This is a genomic window from Vibrio sp. SG41-7 (assembly GCF_014164465.1).
In the GTDB taxonomy this organism is placed as follows: domain Bacteria; phylum Pseudomonadota; class Gammaproteobacteria; order Enterobacterales; family Vibrionaceae; genus Vibrio; species Vibrio splendidus.
On sequence record NZ_JACJFF010000006.1, the window covers coordinates 46473 to 68416 of the forward strand.

Genomic DNA, 21944 nt, shown 5'->3' on the forward strand with positions numbered 1-21944 from the left:
CAACTCCTAAATTATTTATCGCGATTTTCAACTTGTTGCTTCAGTTTCGCCAGCTCTTTTTCAATTTCATCTTGAGCTTGTAACTCTGCAAACTCTTGGTCTAAAGATTTTGCGTTACCTGTTTTCGCGTAAACGTCCGCTTCGGCTTCTAATTCATCCACTTTACGCGAGAATTGTTCAAACTTCGCCATTGCTTCGTTGGTTTTGCTTGAATGCAGATGTTTTTGAACATCACGACGATTGCTTGCCGCATTATTACGAATCATCAATGCTTGCTGCTTTGCGCGAGTTTCTACGATTTTAGTTTCGAGCTTACCAATTTCACTGGTCAGTTTTTCGATGGTTTCGTGAACCAAGGTTTGCTCTGTGTGAAGGCTTTTGATGATGTCTTCAAGTTTTTGCTTTTCGATTAGCGCCGCTCTAGCTAAATCTTCACGTTGTTTAGTTAGTGCTAGTGTCGCTTTATTTTGCCAATCTAGAATCTGAGTTTCGATAGCTTCAACTTTACGCGCTAACTCTTTTTTATCTGCGATAGCTTTAGCGGAGTTAGTGCGAACCTCAACCAGCGTATCTTCCATTTCTTGGATAATCAGGCGAATCATCTTTTCAGGATCTTCAGCCTTGTCTAAAAGTGCACTGATGTTCGAATTTACAATGTCTGCAAAGCGAGAAAAAATACCCATGAGGAACTCCTTAATTACAATGATGGCAAATGTGCTTTAAAGCGTTATTCGATTTCTCAATCCACTTGCTCAAAAATTTACGTTTGTTGTTAAACCTACCATAAGTAATCCAAGTAGCGTGCCAACTTTTAAGCCATTTATTATCAGACACTTACAATAAAATGGTGATTAACCCGAACCATGCTATGATGAATTTAGCCAAGTATTGGTATTTTTCACCACTACGACTCTTATACTTAAGCTATTTACATGATGTGATTTAAATAAAGCCCTCTAAATCACATCCATCGGCGCTCAAATCACACAAGGACCCGCTATGCAGCAGAACCTCATTGGTGAATCACCCAGTTTTCTCTCCGTTTTAGATAAAGTGTCTCAACTCGCACCAATTGAAAGACCGATCCTGATCATTGGAGAGCGTGGTACGGGTAAAGAGCTCATAGCTCAAAGGCTGCATTACCTTTCAAGGCGATGGGATCAGCCGTTGATCTCACTTAATTGCTCAACGCTCAGTGAAGGTTTGATTGATTCAGAACTGTTTGGTCACGAGTCGGGGTCGTTTACGGGTTCGAAAGGTCGTCATCAAGGTCGTTTTGAAAGAGCAGAAGGAGGAACGCTGTTTCTGGATGAGCTGGCGACCACTCCCCTTGCGGTTCAAGAGAAGCTATTGCGCGTTATTGAATACGGGCAATATGAACGTGTCGGCGGACAAAAAGCTTTAAGTGCCAACGTAAGACTGGTTTGCGCGACCAACGCTGACTTGCCAGACATGGCATTAAGGGGCGAATTCAGAGCCGACTTATTGGACAGGCTCGCGTTTGACGTGATTACTATCCCCCCTCTTCGAGAGCGAAAAGAAGACATCACGCTGCTGGCAGAATACTACGCCATTAAGATGTGCCGTGAATTAGAATTGGAGTTGTTTGTTGGCTTTGCTCCGTCTGCCGTAGAGGCGCTGCTGGATTATTCATGGCCAGGGAATGTGCGAGAACTCAAGAACGTTATTGAGCGCGCAGTCTACCAGCATGGTAAAGACCCATATCCTATTGAATCTTTGGTGTTTAACCCATTCAAACCCGCATGGAAAATAGATCAAGATTCCACGCATGAAATTGGCAATGCGCGGTCCAACAGCCATACTTCATCAGAGAGCTCGTTTTCTTTGCCACTTGATTACAAAGTATGGCAAGAACAACAAGACATCAAGCTGCTCAATCAAGCCCTAAAGCAAAGCAAGTATAACCAGAAACAAGCAGCAGAATTACTTGGATTAACCTACAACCAATTACGTGGAATGGTGAGGAAGTACGCGATTGTCGGACAAGCTAACGATAAATAGCTGTCAGCACTTGATTATTATTTGGAGCCGAATAAATAAAATGTTAAATTATCCGGATCTTGAGGCTCCTCTAACGCCTCGTTTCGAAAAGTATTTCTTTTTATGAAAGCACTAATAAGACTATCACTGAGCATCTGCACGCTGAGCTTTTTAGCTGGATGTGGTGAGAGTGTGAATCACGAGCAAATCCGTGAAAAAGGCTTCATTTATTGCGGCCAAGGTAATCCTAGTACTTTCAACCCACAACTGGTTGATAGTGGCATTACCTCAGAATCGCTGAGCCCTCAAATTTTCGATACACTGCTCACTCTTGATCCAATGACTTATCGACCAAAACAGAATTTGGCAACAAGCTGGTCTGTCGATAAATCGGGTACAGAGTACACGTTCAAACTGCGCCCTAATGTTGCGTTTCAAACCACAGACTGGTTTACCCCAACTCGCAGTATGAATGCACAAGATGTGGTCTTTAGTTTTGAGCGAATCATTGACAGTTCAAACCCATTTCATTATGTAGGCGGCGGCCTATACCCATGGTTTGCTGGTATCGACTTCCAAAACCTGATCGTCGATATCACTGCGGTTGATGACCTGACGGTGAAATTCCAATTAAGTCGCCCAGACAATTCATTCCTCAACAATATCGCCACCAGCTATGCGGTGATTCACTCTAAAGAATATGCCAATAAACTCATTTCTGCCGATGAAAAGAATGAAATAGACTCCAAGCCCGTTGGCACAGGTCCTTTCTACTTGGATGAATACCAAATCAATGATCTAGTTCGCTTGAAAAAGAACAGGCACTATTGGAAGGGTGACGTAGAAATGGACCAAGTTGTGTTTGATACTTCACAACGTGGGACAGGGACTCTTGCCAAGCTACTTCGTAGTGAGTGTGATGTATTGAACTCACCGATTTCTAGTCAGATTCCTATTATTCAAGCTCATGAAGAGTTGAAGATTTCCGCCACGCCTGCGGTTAATGTCTCTTTCATCGCACTGAACACCGAGCACCCTGCACTGCGAGACTCACGAGTGCGCAAAGCGCTGAACTTGGCTATCAATCGTCAGAACATTCTTGATTCTGTTTATTACGGTACGGGCACGAAAGCCTACACTCTCTTGCCACCGACCTCTTGGGCTTACCAAAAAGACAGCGTTCAAGTTCGCTATGACCGCAACTACGCAGTTGCGCTTCTTAAAGAAGCCGGGGTAGAACCTGGGCTAGAGCTTTCAATGTGGGTGCCATTAGAGCCAAGAGCTTACAACCCAAGCCCAAGGAAAACGGCAGAATTAATCCAAGCAAATTTAGCTGATATTGGTATCGAACTTAAGCTCTATACTGACGACCGATTTGATCGTACGCAGCTGTCATCAATTTCCTCAACAGACTTGTTGCTCACAGGTTGGATCGGCAATACGGGCGACCCAGACAATTTCTTACGTCCGCTTCTTTCATGTAGCTCAGAGCGCGCAGGATTAAACGTCTCTATGTGGTGTAATTCAGACTTTGATTTCCTTCTCGACTTAGCATTAGAGATCAATCAACAAAGGCACCGTGTGAACTTGTATCGACAAGCCCAAAACATTCTCAATGAAGAAGTTCCTGTGATTCCTCTTGCTCATGGCGTGCAATTCCGCGTGCACGATCGTTCGCTAAGTGGCTTTAAGCAGAGCCCGTTCAATGCTCAACCTTTTGATCAAGTCAGAAGAGAGGTGCAGTGATGTTTTGGTATACATTAAGACGTGTAAACTTATTCATTATCACACTGGGGATCCTAACGTTAGTGGGGTTCGCTCTGCTTCGACTAGACCAAACCTCACCTTGGGCGATTCAAGACTTCTGGCCCGGTTGGCTTAGTTACATCACAGAATTATCGACACTGAACTTTGGCTTGAGCAAGCACGGAGCGCCTATCATCGATGAGCTTGTCGTGGTATTCCCTGCAACGTTAGAACTGTGTTTCTTTGCTTTTGTGCTTGCGCTGTTTATCGGCATCCCTTTCGGCACTATTGCTGGCATGAGACAGGGCAAGTTTGTCGATACCACTATATCGTTTACTTCAATGGCCGGTTACTCTGCACCTATATTTTGGGTCGCACTACTGATGATCATGGTGTTTTCGTTGCACTTTGAGATGTTCCCAGTTGGTGGGCGATACGACCTGCTTTACGAAATCGAACACGTCACTGGCTTCGCTATAATTGATGCCTTTTTTGCTGAAGGTCGTTATCGAGCACACGCACTGCAAAGTGTTATCGAACATATGGCGTTACCTTGTCTTGTATTGGCACTCGCCCCAACGACTCAGGTAATTCGACTGATGAGAGCGTCAGTGGCTGAAGTGATGACTCAAAACTACATCCGCGCCGCACGAATTAAAGGTCTTTCAACAAGAGAGATCGTCACGCAGCACGTGTTAAGAAATGCGATACCACCGATTATTCCTAAGGTCGGCGTTCAACTATCAAGTATGTTAACGCTCGCTATTATTACCGAGTCTATCTTTAACTGGCCGGGTATTGGCCGCTGGTTATTGGATGCTTTATCTAATCAAGATTACGTTTCAATTCAAGCTGGCGTAATAGTGGTAGCAACCTTGGTTTTGACCGCCAACATTCTGTCCGATCTATTGGGCGCGATGGTCAATCCACTGGTAAGGAAGGAATGGTATGCTAACAAATAACGTCTACCAAGAAGAGCAGATTCCAACCCAGTTCGAGCGTTTCTGGCGCAGCTTCCGTGGCAATAATCTCGCTATGTTTGGACTGTGGTGTTTGGCCTTAATCATTCTAATCACCGTCACTTCACCATGGCTAGCTCCGCATGATGCTCAAGAACAAACGGGACATCTGTTAACCCCACCCTCTTGGGATCCCTCAGGAACTGTTGAGTATTTCTTAGGTACCGATGACTTAGGCCGAGATATTCTTTCTCGTCTGATTATCGGCTCTCAGCTGACGTTTGGTGCCGCGGTTGTGATTACCTTTATCGCAGCAGTCATTGGTTGCCTGATTGGCGTACTTGCGGGGATGACTCGTGGATTACTATCAAGCACGCTAAACCACCTGCTTGATACCGTTATGTCAATTCCGTCTCTGTTGCTGGCCATTATCTTCGTGGCGTTTCTTGGGTTTGGCGAGTTTAATATCTTGCTTGCCTTATGTTTAGCATTGATTCCACGCTTTATTCGTTCGGTATACATTGCCGTGCACGCTGAGGTAGAAAAAGACTATATTTTGGCTTCTCGCCTCGATGGTGCGAACGACTTCTACCTGTTATGGAATTCAATACTTCCTAATATTCTTACCGTGGTGGCACTTGAAATTACACTGGCATTGTCAGTCGCCATTCTTGATATCACGGCTTTGGGTTTCTTAGGGCTTGGCGCTCAAGCACCAAGTACCGAATGGGGCTCAATCTTGGGTGACTCTGTAGAGCTGATTTACCTTGCGCCATGGACAGTAACCCTACCCGGTTTAGCCATTATGTTTACAGTGATCGTGATTAACCTCGTCGGTGAAGGTGTTCGCCAAGCGCTAAATGCAGGAATCGAATAATGCCTTTACTTGATATTCGACATCTAACCATCGAGATTGAGACCCCTCAAGGGATGGTTAAAGCCGTTGATAGAATGAGTCTTACCCTCAATGAAGGGGAAATTCGCGGCTTAGTAGGTGAATCAGGCTCAGGCAAGAGCTTGGTTGCAAAAGCGATCGTTGGGGTTTGTAAAGAAAACTGGAAAGTATCTGCCGACCGAATGCGCCTTGGCAATATCGACCTCCTGCAACTGACACCCAAAGAACGACGCCGAGTTATTGCTCGTGATATCGCGATGATCTTTCAAGAGCCATCCTCCTGTCTTGATCCATCTGAAAAAGTGGGCCATCAACTGATTGAAGCGATTCCTTCCTATTCGTTTGAAGGTCGGTGGTGGCAGAGATTCAAATGGCGTAAGAAGCAGGCCATCGCTCTACTGCACAAAGTCGGTATTAAAGATCACTCTCGTCTTATGGACAGTTACTCTTATGAGTTGACCGATGGTGAGTGTCAAAAAGTCATGATCGCCATGGCTATCGCAGCCAAACCAAAAGTCTTGATCGCTGATGAACCAACCAACGATCTAGATCCGATCACACAGTCTCAAATATTGCGTCTGTTGAGTCGTATGAATCAGATCAATAACACGACCATCGTGCTGATCGGCCATGACTTAACCACCATTACCCAATGGGCAACTCGCATTACCGTTATGTACTGTGGTCAGTCTGTGGAATCAGCGGATACGCAGAAGCTGTTAGATGCACCGAAACACCCATATACCGTCGCGCTACTGAAAGCGATGCCTGACTTTAACGACTGGATTCCTCATAAAGAGAAGCTACAGTCTTTGCCAGGTTCAATCCCTCCGTTGCAGCACCTTCCTATTGGTTGTCGACTAGGACCACGTTGCCCGTATGCGCAAAGGCAATGTGTTGAGATTCCTTATACCAAACGAATCAAAAACCATAAGTTCAATTGTCACTTCCCTCTTAATATGGAGAAGAAAAAGAAATCATGAGTGCATTATTAGAAGTCATTGATTTATCTAAAGACTTTACGACTCGCTCTGGTCTTTTCCGTAAAAAGATTCATCAGGCAGTGAAACCAGTAAGCTTTTCGCTTGAGGCGGGACAGACGATTGGTTTTATCGGTCAGAATGGTTCAGGAAAGTCGACATTAGCAAGAATGCTAGCAGGCATGGTAGAGCCAACTGCAGGCGAGATTCGTGTGAACGGTGAAAGGCTAGAGCACAAGGACTACTCGACTCGCTGTAAGCTGATTCGAATGATCTTCCAAGATCCGAACACCTCGCTTAACCCGCGCATTCAGATTGGTCGAATTCTTGAAGGTCCATTAAAGCGAAACACCAATATGCCACCAGAAGCCCGTATGCGTCGTGTGAAAGACACCCTATTACGTGTGGGTCTTCTACCGGAACATGCTTACTTCTACCCGCAGATGCTGGCTGCAGGCCAAAAACAAAGGGTTTGTTTGGCTCGTGCGTTAATCCTTCAACCATCAATCATTGTGGCAGACGAAGCGTTGAATGGTTTAGACATGGCAATGCGCTCTCAAATCATCAATTTGTTCTTAGAGTTACAAGAAGAGATGGGCGTATCGTTCGTTTATGTATCTCAACACCTCGGCATTGTTAAGCACATTACCGACAAGATCATTGTCATGCACGAAGGCAATGTGGTTGAGAGTGGGGAAACGGATCAAGTGCTAACCAATCCAACTCACCAAATCACCCAAAGATTGGTTGAGAGCCATTTCTCCAAAGCGCCGAACCACTAACCTCGAATCACGCTACGTTCAACAAAGGGGAAAGGTATGTTTTTAAGAGCTTCAATGCTTCCCCTTTTGTTGGCGCTGTTTTCCTTTAACGCAGCAAGCACACCCCTCACCTGGCTAGATAGAAGCTTCGTCGAAACCGCCTTTTATAACGTCGCACTTCAACACGAATATTCCCAAGGCAACAAGCCACTCGCTAAATGGAAAAAACCGATCAATATTTGGATCGATCATCGAGTGGGTGATGAAGAACTGCATCAAGAGCTCACAGAGCTTCATATCCGACACTTATCCGAAGTCACTCAGCACCCGATAACAATCGTCAACAAAGAGTCTGAAGCGAACGTAAAATGGATATACACGAGGCAAAGTCAGTGGGTATCTGAGGCGAAATCAGTACTCAAACTCAAATCAACTGAGCATTTAAACAACGCTATTTGCACGGCGGGTTATCGAACAAATTCTAAAGGTGAGATTGTTTACGCTGGGATTGTTATTCCCGTTGATCAAGCAAGATCGCGAGGTAAGCTCGTCGCCTGTATCGTGGAAGAAATCACACAGGTTTTAGGCCTGCCGAATGATTCAGATAAAGCCTACCCTTCTATTTTTAATGACCATACGCCAGAAGACTTATTGTCACCCTTAGATGTAGTGCTACTAAAGCTACTGTATGAGCCGGAATTGAAAGCTGGAATGACAAAATCTGAAGTAAAACCTATTGTTCGAAAGATACTAAAGCAATACAGCGAAACTGGCGTGCTCCAACAAGCTTCAAAAGCCGCGCAGCAAGCACCGTTGTATCAGTTAATTGGGTACTAATGGAATAACTGGCTACGAACAAAAATATTGAATACTAACGGAATGATCGAGTACTAACGGAATAACTAACCACGAACAGGAATATTGAGGGCTAACGGAAGAATCGAGTACTACCAGAAATAGACAGGGACGTTACTTTGTTTGTCTGAACAGCTTAGATGAGAAAATAGAATGATAGCGCTGCCTAAGAAAAGGCAACGCTGACTTACCATGTAACGATGTAACCATGTTACGAAAGCACTAGCGCTTAGCAGCCTGCTTTTTCAATTCGAAGTCGAATTCGTCAGGGAACAAGATAACGCCTTCTTCTTGCTCGTTCGGGAATACCACAACGGCAAGTTCATCGTCTTCTAGACCGTTTGTCCAGCGACTGTGCCACTTATTCAAAGAGATAGACTCAGCTTTACACTCAGACCAATCACCCGTTGCCCACGATTCTGCGAACTCTTGGTTTGGCCATACTGGAACACAATCTTCGTCTTCGGTGTTCAGCATCACACAACCTTGCTCATCGGTTAAGATCCATACTTCACGGTTTGCTACGATTTCTTTCACACAGTATTTCAGGCGTTGCTCACCCGTATACTTATTAATTTCAGCGATTTTTTTATCGTCTAGCTGTGTAGTCATCTTAATTTCCTACGTTAGTCAGTAACTTTGTTCATTTTATGCTGAGTAGCATTAACTTCAAATATTTCTATTGAGAAGAAAGTCTACTTCAAAGAAAAACGCCTGCTAAATTAGCAGGCGTTTATAATTAAGCGACTTGGTTAAACAAGCTCGCCTTGAAGCCAAGGCCAACCTTGCTTCTTACGGCTCAATGTATTTTCCATCATCAATACACCGTCTTTCTCGAATTTAACCAGCTTATCAGCCCACTCACCTTTGTATAGAAGACGAGTTTGAGCTGTAGTGATATCTGTCAGCATTACTGCAGCGAACGCTAGACCATCTTTCTCACAACGCGCTTCAAGATCAGCTTCTAGCGCTTCGATCATGCCGTCTACTTGCTCAAGAGTAGCAAGCTCAACTTGACCAACAACAACATCGCGACCGTTGAATGGGTAGCCTTTAAGGTCTTTTTCTACTAACTGTGCAGCAGATAGGCCTTCGATGTTTGTTTTAGCAATTAGAAGTGCTTTGATGAAAGCATCAACATCTGTTACACCAGCGATTTCAGCAAGCTCAGCAACAGCGTCTTTGTCTTTTTGAGTACATGTTGGAGAAGCAAAACCAACCGTGTCTGAAAGAATTGCAGACATCATCAGTTTAGCGATCTGTTGAGAGATAGCGTGACCTTCAATCTTGAACATGTTGAAAAGTACAGTGTTTGTACAACCAACAGGCCAGATCCAAGCTTCCATAGGGTTAACTGTCATCACGTCACCTAGACGGTGGTGATCGACAATGCCTACGATCTCTGCTTCAGCAACATCGTCTGGTGCTTGTGCTAGATCTGAGTAGTCTACTAGCCAGATTTTCTCACCAGCAACAGAAGTACGAAGCTCTGGCTTTTCAGCACCAGCGACTTCAAGAATGTGTTGAGTTTCGCGGTTGATCTCGCCTTGGCGAATTGGTGTCGCTTCCTCGCCACGAGCTTTAAGAAGCTCCGTTGCAACTAACGCACTACAAATACTGTCACTATCAGGGTTTTTGTGACCAACAACTAAAATCATGTTTCTTCCTATTACACTAACAATTATGACTCTACCTTTAGAGCCTCTCTTTATTAGCCATACTTTACCTCATTTTTTTAGATTGGTCATGTTTCCTAGGTTTAGCCAATGGTAACAATAGATAAAAAAACAACAAATGCAATTGATAATTATTATCATTCGTATATATTTATCTTAAGCCACTAATTTTGAGTAACACCTATGGATCGACTAATCTCTTTTTTGCCAAGCAGTAGCACCGCGAAAACAACTCAGTTTTCATTGTCTTTTAAGCGCTTGCTATTGCCGATTTCACTTGCAGCATTGGTTGCAGCCCCTGCTACACGAGAGCTGACGGTAACGACCTTGTCAGACGCATTCTGGGCAGTATCTTGTTATGTCGCTTTAACGTTAGCCATTTACCACTGGTTAAGCTTGTACATCAACAAAGACAACGTCTTCAATAAGCTCGTGCATCAGTCTCGGTCTAACCAAGTGGTGTTTGCTGCGCTGATGGGGGCATTGCCTGGTTGTGGTGGTGCGATAGTCGTTACCACGCAATTTATTTCCGGGAAGCTGGGATTTGGAGCCGTCGTTGCAGTACTGGTCTCCACAATGGGTGACGCAGCCTTCTTGTTGATTGCGAGCGAACCTAAAACAGGCTTAGCCATGATGGCAATGGGCGTCATTGTCGGCACAGCGTCAGGTCGCATCATCAACCTATTTCACGCTGATGACTTCTTACGTCCGAAACAGTCAGAGAAAAATGAAGCAGCGCGTAGCTGTTCATCACAATCTCAAGAGGAAGACAAAGAAGCCGTTTCTAAAAAGGCGATTAACCTACAGGGCTACTTATGGTCTGTACTTATTATTCCCGGTGCTGCGGTAGCTCTACTTGGCTCTTTTCAAGTCGACGTAAACGAGTTGCTTGCGTTACCTGAAATGTCGATGGAATGGACAGGCACTATCTTGCTGATCAGTTCGATGTTTCTATGGAGACTGACTCGTGAAATTGAAGATTATAAATCAGCCGTGAGTGAGGACGAAAAATGTGTAGGCTCTCACCCATTACAAAAAACAGCTCAAGATACTAACTTCGTGACAGCGTGGGTTGTGGTGGCTTTTCTGTTCTTTGAATTTGGTTCTGTGATAGCAAATGTGGATTTTGCGACGCTATTCTCAAGTTGGGGCATCATGCTCCCCCTGGCGGGAGTGTTGATGGGCTTGCTACCGGGGTGTGGTCCGCAATTGCTGGTCACTAGCCTATACCTTTCTGGTGCACTGCCACTGTCAGCTCAGGTAGGTAACGCAATTTCTAATGACGGTGATGCGCTATTCCCCGCGATTGCGATGGCACCGAAAGCGGCTCTTGTCGCGACCTTATATTCCAGTGTGCCCGCTTTGATTTGTGCATACGGTTACTGGTTTATGTTCGAACTTTAGGCTTACGTTCGAAGCTTAGGTTTATAATTGAAGCTTAGGTTTACAATTGAAGCTTAAGTTTATATCCGAGGCTTAAGCTTTTATTCAAGGCTCAGGTTTATCTTCAAGGTTTTAGCTTTACTCCAAAGGTTTCTATTAGGTCGGTACTTTGTATCGACCTTTTTGTTTCCATCTGCCTAAGCCCTTACAACAGGTTCTTTGTGCATTCCCTTCCGGCTTCATGCTAATACTTTATGTTTCTACAGCCTACCTCAAACAGCACGTTACAGCTGGTCTCAAAAACGCCCCTCTGGCGCTGTTACAATGCTTAGTTAGAAATCCCAACACGTACACTAGAAAAACAAAAAGCCCCTGTAAGAGTACTTACAGGGGCTTTAATTCAAGCTTTAGTCTTGGTTCTTAAGTACAAGACTTAAGAAACTTCGATTGGACCACCGAATGAAGTTACTGGAGGCAGTTTGCCTTGGAACTTCTCGAAGTTAACCAAACATGTGTTTGCTGACGTTGCTTGAGCAAGTTCAGACGTACCGATGTCTTGAGTTAGTGTGTTTGGATCGCCGTATGTATCTAGCGCGCCCACTTTCTCGTTGATCGGGCCGTACCAAGCACCTTCTTCGATACGAACAACACCAGGAGCATAGCTATCCATTAGAACAGCACCTGCTAGTAGTTGACCACGGTCATTGAACACACGTACTACATCGCCGTCTTTGATGCCTTTCTTCTTAGCATCCGTCGGGTTGATGTAGATTGGCTCACGGCCTTGTACCGCGTAAGTCGCACGCCACTCTTCAGATTCACACATCTGAGAGTGAAGACGCTTGTCCGGGTGACAAGATTGTAGCCAGTACGGGTGTTTGTCAGAGCCTGGACCACCGTGTGAACGTTCAGATTTCTCGAACCACATTGGGTGTTCTTGACAGTGCTCGTAACCCATATTGCCAACAGTACGGCTTGTGATTTCGATGAAACCAGAAGGCGTGCCTAGTGCGTTGATCTCTGGATCTTCACGGAATGAAGCGTGACGAGTCCATGGCTTACCTTTACCGAAGTCTAGGAAACCTTTCTCCCAGAACTCAGCAAACTCAGGCATTTCAATCGTGCCTTCATTCGAAGCGCGGCAGTCGTCATACAGAGATTTAACCCACTGCATTTCGTCCATACCACGCGTGTAATCGTCGTAGCGACCCCAACGCTTAGTCAGGCTAGACATGATCTCGAAGTCAGTCTTAGACTGGAACAGAGGATCCACTAGTTTGTGCATTGCGATCAAACCACGGCCAGAGTACGCACCGTAACCATCGATATCGTTACGTTCCCACTGAGTACAAGCTGGAAGAACAATATCAGAGTGACGACAAGTTGCAGTCCACGCGAAATCAACAGCCACTACAGTTTGCAGGCTCTTGAATGCTTTACGCATCTTGTTGCGATCTTGGTGGTGATGCCACGGGTTGTTACCACTGAAGACCATCATCTTAATGTCTGGTAGCGTTACAGTAGAACCGTTCGCTTTGATCTTCTTACCGGGTTCAAGCAGGCTATCTACCCAACGAGCAACTGGAATTACACGGCTGTAACCGTTGTAATCTGTATTGGTGTACTTAGGTGATTGCCCTTGGTCGATGTTCAGCGGGAAAGAACCCGGAGCAGCGAAGCCAGTCGAAGATACACCGATACCTGAGTAGTGGTGACCGTAAGAGATACCGCCGCCAGGTAGACCAATTTGGCCAACCATTGCTGCGATAACTGCACACATCCAGTAAGGCTGCTCACCGTGTTGTTGACGTTGAATACTCCAACCAACAAGAATCTGTGTACGGCCGTTAACCAACATCTCAGCGAAATCACGGATAGAGTCCGCGCTTGCGCCACAGATAGCTGAAGCCCATTCTGGCGTCTTCTCAACTTTGTCTTTCGTTTCACCTTGAACGTACTTGATGAAATCTTCAAAACCTAGACAGTAAGTTTCGATGAACTTCTTGTCGTATAGGCCTTCGTTGTAAAGAACATGAGCAACACCCAACATGAACGCCACATCAGTTTGTGGGTTGATGTACATCTGCTCGTTTTCTAAGTAACGACCTGTTTTGTTCTTCACAGGGTCAACAGAAACAACGTTGATCTCTTTCTTAGCAACTTTTTCTTTCAGCTGTTCTAGGTATGCGAATGATTCGTGAGTCTCACACGTCCAACCTACTTGCAGGTTCTTAACTGGATCGTTACCCCAAAGAACAATGTTGTCACTGTTTTCTAGGATAAGTTCCCAAGATGTACCTTGAGCATATACTTCAGTAGAACCTAGCACGTAAGGCATGATCGTTTGACCAGCACCTGTCGAGTAGTCACCGATTTTCTTCACAGAGTAACCGTGAAGTGCCATTGCACGTTGCATGTGGTTAGTACAGCTGTGGAACTGACCCGTTTGTCTCCAACCAGTTTGACCTGTGTGAAGCGCCCATGGACCGTAATCTTTCTGTACGCGCTCTAGTTCGCGGTAAACAAGGTCTAGTGCCTCATCCCAAGTCACACGAATAAAGCGGTTGTTACCACGCGTGTCTGCGCTGTATTTATGCTTCTTCAACCAATCAAGGCGAACCATAGGGTAACGCACACGTGATGGGCTGTAGATAATACCTTTAATACCTTTCAACATCTCAGTTGGGTGTTGATCGATTTCTAGAGGTTTAATTTCTTGTACTTTACCCGCGTAAACGCGAGCTCGGAATGCACCCCAGTGAGAACCAGAGACTTTCCACGCGCCGTCTGTTTCTGCAGCAGACGCTGATGCCGACGCCAATAAGCTTGGACCGATAACCGATGCCGCACTTGTAGTAGCGACACCTTTCAGAAAACTTCTTCTTGTAATTGCCATTGTGTTACTCCAATTGACGTCTTATTAGTGATGGCCTTCAGAAAAATCTGATGAGTGCTTCTGTAGATACTTAAGAACAAGTGCTTCTGTATCTGTATCGAAGTTAACGAACGCAATCATACCATCTAGCATGCCTACCCAACCGTTAGCGCTGAAGTGAGCTTCATCTGGCTGTGAGTGACACGTTGAACAGTTAGATTGGTACGCTTGACCTGCTGCGTTCCAGATTGGATCGAAGTTATCAACCATAGACTCTTTCTTCATCCAAAGTGCTAGGTTAACTTCTTCCCATGGAAGGCCAGTAAGCTCATCTTCTTTCTTCTCACCAACAGTGATAACGTCACTTTGAGATACTTCTTTCGTCAAGATTGCAGTCGAGATGTTCATACCGAAGTCTTCTTGGATTACACGTCCGAAGCCTTTCGCTTTACGCCAACCGTCGATTTGAATCTTGATCATGTCGCCTTTTTCGTCGATAACCGCAACTTTACTTGCAGGGCTTAATAGACCCGCTTCAACTGTTGCTGTTTCATCTGTGTACATTGGTAGGTGACGAATAGAGATCACGTCAGAACCATTTGCGTAAGATGTGCTGCTTGCTACATTTTCTAGCTCGCCAACAATACCGCTCGCTGATGCCATATCTAATGGAAGGTTGTGAGCAATACCTTTGTGACAGTCAACACAGCTTTGATCACGCTCTGCCGCGTTCTTCATCTGGATACGCGCTGTTGGGCGCATGTTTTCGAAATCCATTGAATCGTAGTTGTGGCAGTTTTTACACTCTAGAGATTTGTTCGAAGAGAAACGATCCCATTCGTGTTTAGCCAGTTCGATACGACGAGCTTCGAATTTCTCAGGCGTATCTAGGTCACCAAATACTTGAGCGAATACTTCTTTAGATGCTTGCATCTTACGAGCAATTTTTGCTGTCCATTCATGTGGAACGTGACAGTCAGGACAAGTAGCACGTACACCAGAAGTGTTTTTCCAGTGAACCGTTTCTTGTAGTTCTACGTATACGTTGTCACGCATAGTGTGACAGCTTACACAGAACTCTTCTGTATTTGTATGTTCTAGCGCTGTATTAAAACCGCCCCAGAAAATAACACCGGCGATAAAGCCACCCATGGTTAGTACACCAAGACTGATGTGTACTGCTGGGCGAGTCATTGTGCGCCATAATTTAACTAAAAATGATTTCATGTTTAGCTCTCTTAAAAATTAGTTCTAATAAAAATGTGATAGCAAGAGGGCATTACATGCCGCCGTGTGCACCTGGAGGACCTAATACAAACACTTGCAGTGCCCAAACTAGAAAGCCGTAGCCTCCTACAAAAGCCACACTTAATATTGGAAAGAGAACCACTGCGATGAAGAGGAATGACTTCCACTCCAACGAGCGTTTTTCGCCAGTTTCAATTTTATTAACATCACTCATACATTTTGCCTATTTTGTATTTAGTAATTTCGAGTAGCTCATTCTAAGGAGCTAAAGTTCTTGAGTATCTAACAACAAATTTTAGACCATACACAAAGTAGGGTTCAATCAAATCTCCTGTTATAACCCTTGCTAATCAATACTTTTTTGAGGTCATCCAAACTTGTTTTCAGTTAAACAAACTTATTAAAAAGTATTAACAAATGTGAAGAATTAAGCATATTTCACAAATGTTAAAAACCAACACTCGCGCAACTATTTGACAACCGATTTTAACTTTTTACCTACTAAGTAGTAGCCAAAAAAGCCTCAAACAACCACTATTTTGTGTTTTGTTTGTTAAATAATTGATCATTTTTCGAATCGATGACTTTGCAGTTGAAATGCATCATTTGGCACTTTCAGATATGATAGAAGCCTTATTAAAAGGAAGCATTATGCAAGACGTTATTGATATATCTTGGTGGCAATTATTGTTTTTCAGTTCACTTCTCTTGCTACCAATTGTAATCAACCACAAGCTAAAACTTGGCCTTGGCAAAGAGGCTTCTATCAGCATCATTCGCATGACTGTTCAGCTATTTCTGGTTGGCCTCTACCTAGAATACCTGTTCACTTTGAATAGCTTGTGGGTCAATTTACTGTGGTTATTTACGATGATTATCGTTGGGGCAAGCTCGATTGTTGAAAAATCCAAGTTACCGCGAAACCTCTTGTTAGTCCCTGTCGCTGTGAGCCTAGCGGTAACCTGTGTACCCATTGTCTTGTTTATCTGCTTATTCATCATTAAACCAACACCGGTTTTTAACGCGCAGTACTTAATCCCTATTGCAGGGATGCTGTTAGGTAATAGCTTAAGCAGTAACATCGTGGCATTACAGAACTTGTTCGGTGCTTTTGAAACGCAGAAATCAGAGTACGAAGCGGCTATCGCTTTAGGTGCCTCTCCTTCCTATGCTGCAGCGCCTTTTGTGCGTAATGCGATACAGAAAGCGATGTCTCCTATTATGGCCTCAATGGCAACCACAGGCTTGGTAACGCTACCAGGAATGATGACAGGACAAATCTTAGGGGGTGCTTCACCAATGATCGCGATTAAGTATCAACTGATGATCATGTTGGCTATTTTCGTGATGATGAGCTGCTCCTTAGCGCTTGCACTTCACCTATCGTTAAAGACTTCTCTGACCAAAGAAGGGCGAGTTCTCGCTCAAATACAGCCTTCAAAATAACCTCCCGACTCCTCTTAGATCTGGTTACTCACTGAATTTGATACAGGTTATCCACAGAAATTGTGGATAACCAAATCAATATAGATCCTTTTTTGTCCATTTCAGCTCGAGCAAAGATCATTACCATTGATCCTTGGGTGATTTCAAAGACATATACACACGTGCAGAACTGCGTTGTTAAGCGTTCAGATGATAATTTAAGAAATCAACGAGTAAGTTTTCCACAAATAAAAAACGGCCTGCAATGCAGGCCGTCTTGTAAATGTCATAAGTCAGTTCAATGTTTTCACTGAGCTTTAACTAATCTTGTCACTGAGCTAGTCACGCAAGCTTTGTTGATCCGCCATCTTTATTAATCGCGTAAATAAATCAACCAATACCACATGCCAACAAAGATACCGCCGCCGATGATGTTACCGATAGTAACGGGCAGCAAGTTGTTCATCAGAAAGTCCATCATGTTTAAGTCAACATAGTCTGCCGGATTAGCCCCTGTCATTGTCCAGAATTCAGCTGGAGCAAATGTTTTGATACCGATAGCTAAAGGAACTTGGAACATATTCGCAATACAGTGCTCAAAGCCCGATGATACAAACATCGCGACAGGTAAAATCAGTACTGCAATTTTGTCAGTCAGTGTTCGTCCACTAAACGTCATCCATACCGCGATACAAACCAATACGTTACACATGATGCCAAGCGCGATAGCTTGGATAAAACCATGGTGCATTTTGTGCTGAGAGATGGCCATGGCATTCAAACCCACTTGCCCATGGTCGAACATGTACTGTTTAGTCAGAAGCATGCATGCCACTAGCAATAAAGCACCAATAAGGTTACCGATATAAACGGTCGCCCAGTTCTTTACTAGGGTTCCCCAGCTAATCTTGCCACTTGCACGAGCAACAAGAGTGAGCACCGAACTGGTAAACAGTTCACCGCCAGTAACAACAACGAGGATTAGGCCCAAGCTAAATGCAAGGCCGCCTAGGACGCGAGTAATACCCCAAGGTAAATCACCAGCGCCAGTGGTTACAATTGTGTAGAACACAAACGCAATACCGATATGTATGCCAGCAGAAATCGCTAGGAGAAAAGATTTGGTTGGATCTTTGGTTGCTTTACCTACGCCAATATCTGCAGCGCGCTCAGCCATTTGTGGCGGTAATAATGAGTCAAATTGGTTCAGATTCATGATGATTTACATTTTGAAACATGTTGTCGGGAGCGAGATAATCCTCTCTTTCATTTCTGAATTCAAGAGCTATTTGGGACTCAAAATACCTCCCACAACCTTGTGGAAAGGAAATAGCCCAAGTTATTCAAAATTCATACAACTTTAGTAGTAAAAAGAAAACTATGCTGAATGAAAGGTTATCAACTTAAAAAATGGCACACTTATAAATATCAATAAGTTACGAAAGAAAGCAAAGGAATAACGTACACTATAATGACTCACAGATCGCTGTTGCCTCTAGATTTTGATATAGATCAACAGAACGTAAAAAAGCGCCCTTAGGCGCTTTTAACTGAATCACAAATACAGAAATTAGTGATGCTAAACCGAAGGTTCAATCACTTCTTCTGATGATTGTTCTAAAGCAGAGCCCTCTAGATTCGACTCTGGACTCAAAGGGATTACATCAGAATCACTTTCATTGGCAACTTTACCACCTAGGTTTCTCAAGCTGTCCACTAGCTCTTCTAAACTCTTAATATGCGCATCACTCTTGGTAATCTGCTCATCTAGAAGATTGCTATGCTTAGTCGCCTCAGACAATTGTTGCGCCTGCTTCTGATTATCACTCTCTAGCTTAGCGAGTTGTTCAGTCAAAGTTTCAATTTCTGACTTTAATGACGCTGTCATATCTAAGCTTTTTAACGCTTTCACACTCGCTATAATCTTCTGAGATTGCTGACGCAACCCAACATCTCGGTAATCTTCATCATTAACCACTTGTGAAATGCTCAGCAACTGATTCTCTGCATTCAAAACCGATTGTTCGAACTTGTCGCCTTTTACACTCGCGAGCACTTTTACTTCATGAGCGACACTACGCACGTGGTTCAACTCAAACTCCGCAGCGTGCACCGCATCTTCAATGATCGACTTTTCACGGGGACTGGCTTTGACTTGGCTTTCTGCCAAAGCAATTTGAGATGCTGCTTTAGCAAACGTCAGTGGAGCAACGTCATCAAAATCTTCATCTTCCAAGAACTCTAACTCGTCCTTCAATGGTTCGATGTATTTCTTATGTGCCACTTTAACTTCTAATAAGCGAGCATTATTAAGAAACTCCACCTGTGCTTCTTGAGCGTCTTCAAGCTCATCGACCAGCACATACTCAAACAACTCACTGTATTCTGAATACAAGCGTTTGTAGCTAGAGGTAAACATGGTATCTGCGCCAAGGAACTTGAGGTAATCAATTTGTACAATCGAATCCGCTAGTACTCGGTCAGCCTTCGTCTTTAGCACTAATATCGAGTCATAATTTGATTTGATCAACGCAATTTTTTCATCAAAAGCTTCAGCGTAAGTCAGGCTCGAAAAAATTGAATAACTCTTGGTGAGCCGAGTTTCGTCTTTCAGTAAATCCGCATAAATGCTTTCAGCGTCGTCCCAAGCGTCTAATAGTTCATTGTAATTCTCTGGAGCATAGAGAGACAACTGAGCGTGGTCTTCAAGCTTAGCCTCCCATTCGGAGTAAACACTTTGGACAGACTGAAATGAACGGACCTCGATTGTAGATTCGTTATTGTTGTTTGTGGTTTGGTTCGCGTCTGTCTGCTCTGAAGGTGTACTCTGACACCCTGCGATAGCAAATAGCATACTGATCATTAATGCTACTTTGTTCGCTCTCACTTATGCATATCCTTTTTATACAATATTCGCTCAATGCAAATTATTTCTAGTCACAATATATTACAACCACTTAGCAATAAACATCACTGATGATTTAAGTGGGTGCAAATCACCCAATATAACCAAAATAAACCCATCACTCGATGATTAATTAATCAATTTGGTATCACTTATCAATTCTCTTTATTTGCTATTGCCTGAGCCGTGAATGCGCACTAAGGTGAAGGTAGAGAACGTTATGAATATATAGGTTAATTATGAAGTACAACGCTGAAAACATTGCTGATTTAAACCTCCTTCTTCAATTTGATGTAAGTAGTGCCGCTACTGGAATTAAAGTTCATCAAGAGGCAGCTCAAGAAACTCAAGACGCTGTTAAGCGCCTATTCGAAAAGAACCTTTGTACTCAGCCAGACGGCGGTTACCTAACAGATGAAGGTATACAGATGGCAGAGCGCGCAGACAAACTACTTCGCGTACTAAACTAAAGCTCCATTGTTCTAGTAAAGACTCCACTCGCTTCGGCCGTGGAGTTTTTTCATTTTTGGGTAAAGGTTTGTTAGGCTTACTATAAATCCATAACTTGCAGTTGTGAGGAACACATGGCTTCTATATTTATTGTTGGTGCAGGCTGGGTTGGTGTGCCCTTATCTGAACATCTCGTCAAACATGGTAACCAGGTCGTCGTTACGAAGACCACCCAAGCGGGTGCAGACACCATTGGTAACAAGCGTATCCCATGTGAAGTTTTCAGCTTTGACTCATCAGAGCCTGAACATACTATCGGCCAACTCTATTCGCTGTTACTCGAAAATAATGCAGAGATCGTCATTGGTAGCTTCCCTCCCGGCTTTAGAAAAGGTGCGGGACAAGAATATGCTGAATACTGGCAACAGCTAACCAAAGCTTGTCAGAAAGCCAATGTCAAAAAGCTGATCATGGTTAGCTCGACCACGGTCTACCCGACCAAGCCAGGGATCTTATACGAGCAAGATGCCTCATTATCGATTTCTACGTCGAGTGATGAACAAGCCAACTCATTTTCAGACAATGCACGAGTCATGCTACAAGCAGAACAGTGCATCATTGATTCCGGTATCGACTACACCATCCTTCGCTTCAGTGGGTTAATCGGCCCTAGCCGCCACCCCTCTAGGTTTGCAAGCAAATTGAAGCAGGTCAGCACTCAAGCTCCAGCCAACATGCTTCATCTTGACGACGCGATTGGCGCTGTCAACTTCGCTATCAACCAACTGCACAACGAAGTGGTTAATGTTACGACCCCAAACACGGTGAGTAAGGCGGAGTTTTATGCCGCTGCACTAAAAAGCGCCAATAGCAGTGAGCCGTTGCCCCTCGTGGTAGATACGCCAGACAAGCTGATATCTTCGAAAAAGATTCTCGACTTAGGTTACTCGTTTAAGTTCGATTCCACGCTGGACGCTCTTTATGACTAATCAATCCATAGCTAACCGAGACATAGCTAAGCAATCTTTAACAAATAACTCAAGGATTAAGCTACATCGTTCGATCGACACCCTTTGGAACTTCATGTCTATGGGTCACAAGGTTACGCCTTCAGATTGCATCTTTGTGCTGTGCAGTAATGATACCCGTGTCGCTGAATACGCTGCCGAGCTCTATCACCAAGGTGTGGCGCCTTATATCGTATTTTCTGGCGGTGTGGGACGCTTTACAGAAGGGAGCTTTAAGCGTTCAGAAGCCGAAACATTCGCGGCTATTGCACGAGATGCTGGCGTGCCAGACTCTGACATTATCATTGAGAAACACGCAACCAATACTGGGGAGAATGTACGATTCACCCACAAATTGCTTATTGAGCGTGGGCTGTCACCGAAAAGACTGACCTTAGTACAGAAGCCCTTTATGGAGAAACGTACCTACGCCACGTTTAGTAAACAATGGCCTGAAGAGAGTGTAGAAATAACCGTGACTTCACAATGGCAAAATTGGGATGATTACTTTAACGAAGAGTTGCCGTTAGACATGGTGTTGGGCGCATTGATTGCTGATTATGAACGAATCAAATTCTACCCAGCCCAAGGCTTTCAAATTGAGATGCCAATCCCCGATGACGTTGATCATGCCTATCAAGCATTGAAGCAACTCGGCTTCGAATAAATCAAAAGCTCCACTTCGAATAAAGCAAAGGCGCGACTTGGAATAAAGCAAAAGCACAGGTTCAATAAACAAAAACGGTGACACTTGGTCACCGTTTTTGTTTTAGCAAGC

The 21944-nt window shown here is 44.1% G+C and carries 20 protein-coding genes; 12 read left to right on the forward strand and 8 right to left on the reverse strand.

Going from position 1 to position 21944, the window contains the following annotated elements:
- Window positions 1-11: 11 nt before the first annotated feature.
- Window positions 12-683 carry a phage shock protein PspA gene (pspA, locus tag H5300_RS02755; RefSeq protein ID WP_076676587.1) on the reverse strand — a complete coding sequence of 224 codons (672 nt, stop codon included), beginning with the start codon at window positions 681-683 and terminating at the stop codon, window positions 12-14.
- 316 nt (window positions 684-999) lie between these two features.
- On the opposite strand from pspA, the gene pspF reads away from it, so the two are divergent.
- From pspF to H5300_RS02790, 7 genes are all read left to right on the forward strand, one after another.
- Window positions 1000-2022, forward strand: coding sequence for a phage shock protein operon transcriptional activator (pspF, locus tag H5300_RS02760; RefSeq protein ID WP_182795355.1), 1023 nt, complete (start codon window positions 1000-1002; stop codon window positions 2020-2022).
- Window positions 2023-2124: 102 nt separating this feature from the next.
- On the forward strand, window positions 2125-3747 hold the full coding sequence (gene sapA, locus H5300_RS02765; RefSeq protein ID WP_182795356.1) for an ABC transporter substrate-binding protein SapA: 1623 nt from the start codon (window positions 2125-2127) through the stop codon (window positions 3745-3747).
- Complete coding sequence (locus tag H5300_RS02770; protein ID WP_004734601.1) at window positions 3747-4709, forward strand: ABC transporter permease subunit; 963 nt, start codon at window positions 3747-3749, stop codon at window positions 4707-4709. Before sapA ends, H5300_RS02770 begins: the two co-directional genes overlap by 1 nt.
- Complete coding sequence (gene sapC, locus H5300_RS02775; protein ID WP_017078998.1) at window positions 4696-5583, forward strand: putrescine export ABC transporter permease SapC; 888 nt, start codon at window positions 4696-4698, stop codon at window positions 5581-5583. The genes H5300_RS02770 and sapC overlap by 14 nt, the downstream gene beginning before the upstream one ends.
- Window positions 5583-6584, forward strand: a complete 1002-nt coding sequence (locus H5300_RS02780) for an oligopeptide/dipeptide ABC transporter ATP-binding protein (protein ID WP_017078997.1) — start codon at window positions 5583-5585, stop codon at window positions 6582-6584. Before sapC ends, H5300_RS02780 begins: the two co-directional genes overlap by 1 nt.
- Window positions 6581-7363, forward strand: coding sequence for an ATP-binding cassette domain-containing protein (locus tag H5300_RS02785; protein ID WP_017086198.1), 783 nt, complete (start codon window positions 6581-6583; stop codon window positions 7361-7363). Before H5300_RS02780 ends, H5300_RS02785 begins: the two co-directional genes overlap by 4 nt.
- Before the next feature lie 36 nt (window positions 7364-7399).
- On the forward strand, window positions 7400-8179 hold the full coding sequence (locus tag H5300_RS02790) for a DUF2927 domain-containing protein (protein ID WP_182795357.1): 780 nt from the start codon (window positions 7400-7402) through the stop codon (window positions 8177-8179).
- Window positions 8180-8419: 240 nt separating this feature from the next.
- On the opposite strand, the gene H5300_RS02795 is transcribed toward H5300_RS02790, so the two are convergent.
- Window positions 8420-8809, reverse strand: coding sequence for a DUF2750 domain-containing protein (locus tag H5300_RS02795; protein WP_182795358.1), 390 nt, complete (start codon window positions 8807-8809; stop codon window positions 8420-8422).
- A gap of 140 nt (window positions 8810-8949) precedes the next feature.
- The gene (locus H5300_RS02800) at window positions 8950-9855 is read right to left on the reverse strand and encodes a manganese-dependent inorganic pyrophosphatase (protein ID WP_017104082.1); all 906 of its coding nucleotides are present in this window, start codon (window positions 9853-9855) and stop codon (window positions 8950-8952) included.
- Between the two features lie 201 nt (window positions 9856-10056).
- Here H5300_RS02800 and H5300_RS02805 point away from each other — a divergent pair, with 201 nt between their 5' ends.
- Complete coding sequence (locus tag H5300_RS02805) at window positions 10057-11277, forward strand: putative manganese transporter (RefSeq protein ID WP_182795359.1); 1221 nt, start codon at window positions 10057-10059, stop codon at window positions 11275-11277.
- Between the two features lie 412 nt (window positions 11278-11689).
- On the opposite strand, the gene torA is transcribed toward H5300_RS02805, so the two are convergent.
- The 3 genes from torA to torE are packed head-to-tail and all read right to left on the reverse strand — an operon-like array spanning window position 11690 to window position 15593.
- Entirely contained in the window at window positions 11690-14152 is a 2463-nt protein-coding gene (torA, locus tag H5300_RS02810) for a trimethylamine-N-oxide reductase TorA (protein ID WP_108195960.1), read from the reverse strand.
- A 24-nt stretch (window positions 14153-14176) separates the two neighbouring features.
- Window positions 14177-15358, reverse strand: coding sequence for a pentaheme c-type cytochrome TorC (torC, locus tag H5300_RS02815; RefSeq protein WP_004734592.1), 1182 nt, complete (start codon window positions 15356-15358; stop codon window positions 14177-14179).
- A 52-nt stretch (window positions 15359-15410) separates the two neighbouring features.
- Window positions 15411-15593 carry a trimethylamine N-oxide reductase system protein TorE gene (gene torE, locus H5300_RS02820; protein ID WP_004734591.1) on the reverse strand — a complete coding sequence of 61 codons (183 nt, stop codon included), beginning with the start codon at window positions 15591-15593 and terminating at the stop codon, window positions 15411-15413.
- 437 nt (window positions 15594-16030) lie between these two features.
- Here torE and H5300_RS02825 point away from each other — a divergent pair, with 437 nt between their 5' ends.
- A complete protein-coding gene (locus H5300_RS02825) occupies window positions 16031-16825 on the forward strand; it encodes an ABC transporter permease (protein WP_004734590.1) in 795 nt (264 codons plus the stop codon).
- Between the two features lie 352 nt (window positions 16826-17177).
- Here the strand turns inward: H5300_RS02825 and focA are convergent, their stop codons facing one another.
- Together focA and H5300_RS02835 are read right to left on the reverse strand one after the other, a co-directional pair.
- Window positions 17178-18020, reverse strand: a complete 843-nt coding sequence (gene focA / locus H5300_RS02830) for a formate transporter FocA (RefSeq protein WP_004734589.1) — start codon at window positions 18018-18020, stop codon at window positions 17178-17180.
- A gap of 363 nt (window positions 18021-18383) precedes the next feature.
- On the reverse strand, window positions 18384-19691 hold the full coding sequence (locus H5300_RS02835) for an ATPase (RefSeq protein ID WP_182795360.1): 1308 nt from the start codon (window positions 19689-19691) through the stop codon (window positions 18384-18386).
- 257 nt (window positions 19692-19948) lie between these two features.
- Here H5300_RS02835 and H5300_RS02840 point away from each other — a divergent pair, with 257 nt between their 5' ends.
- The 3 genes from H5300_RS02840 to H5300_RS02850 all read left to right on the forward strand — a co-directional run bounded on the left by H5300_RS02840 (window position 19949) and on the right by H5300_RS02850 (window position 21833).
- On the forward strand, window positions 19949-20179 hold the full coding sequence (locus tag H5300_RS02840) for a TIGR02647 family protein (RefSeq protein WP_004734587.1): 231 nt from the start codon (window positions 19949-19951) through the stop codon (window positions 20177-20179).
- A 114-nt stretch (window positions 20180-20293) separates the two neighbouring features.
- The gene (locus tag H5300_RS02845; RefSeq protein WP_182795361.1) at window positions 20294-21148 is read left to right on the forward strand and encodes an NAD(P)H-binding protein; all 855 of its coding nucleotides are present in this window, start codon (window positions 20294-20296) and stop codon (window positions 21146-21148) included.
- Window positions 21141-21833, forward strand: coding sequence for a YdcF family protein (locus H5300_RS02850; protein ID WP_182795362.1), 693 nt, complete (start codon window positions 21141-21143; stop codon window positions 21831-21833). Before H5300_RS02845 ends, H5300_RS02850 begins: the two co-directional genes overlap by 8 nt.
- Window positions 21834-21944 lie beyond the last annotated feature (111 nt).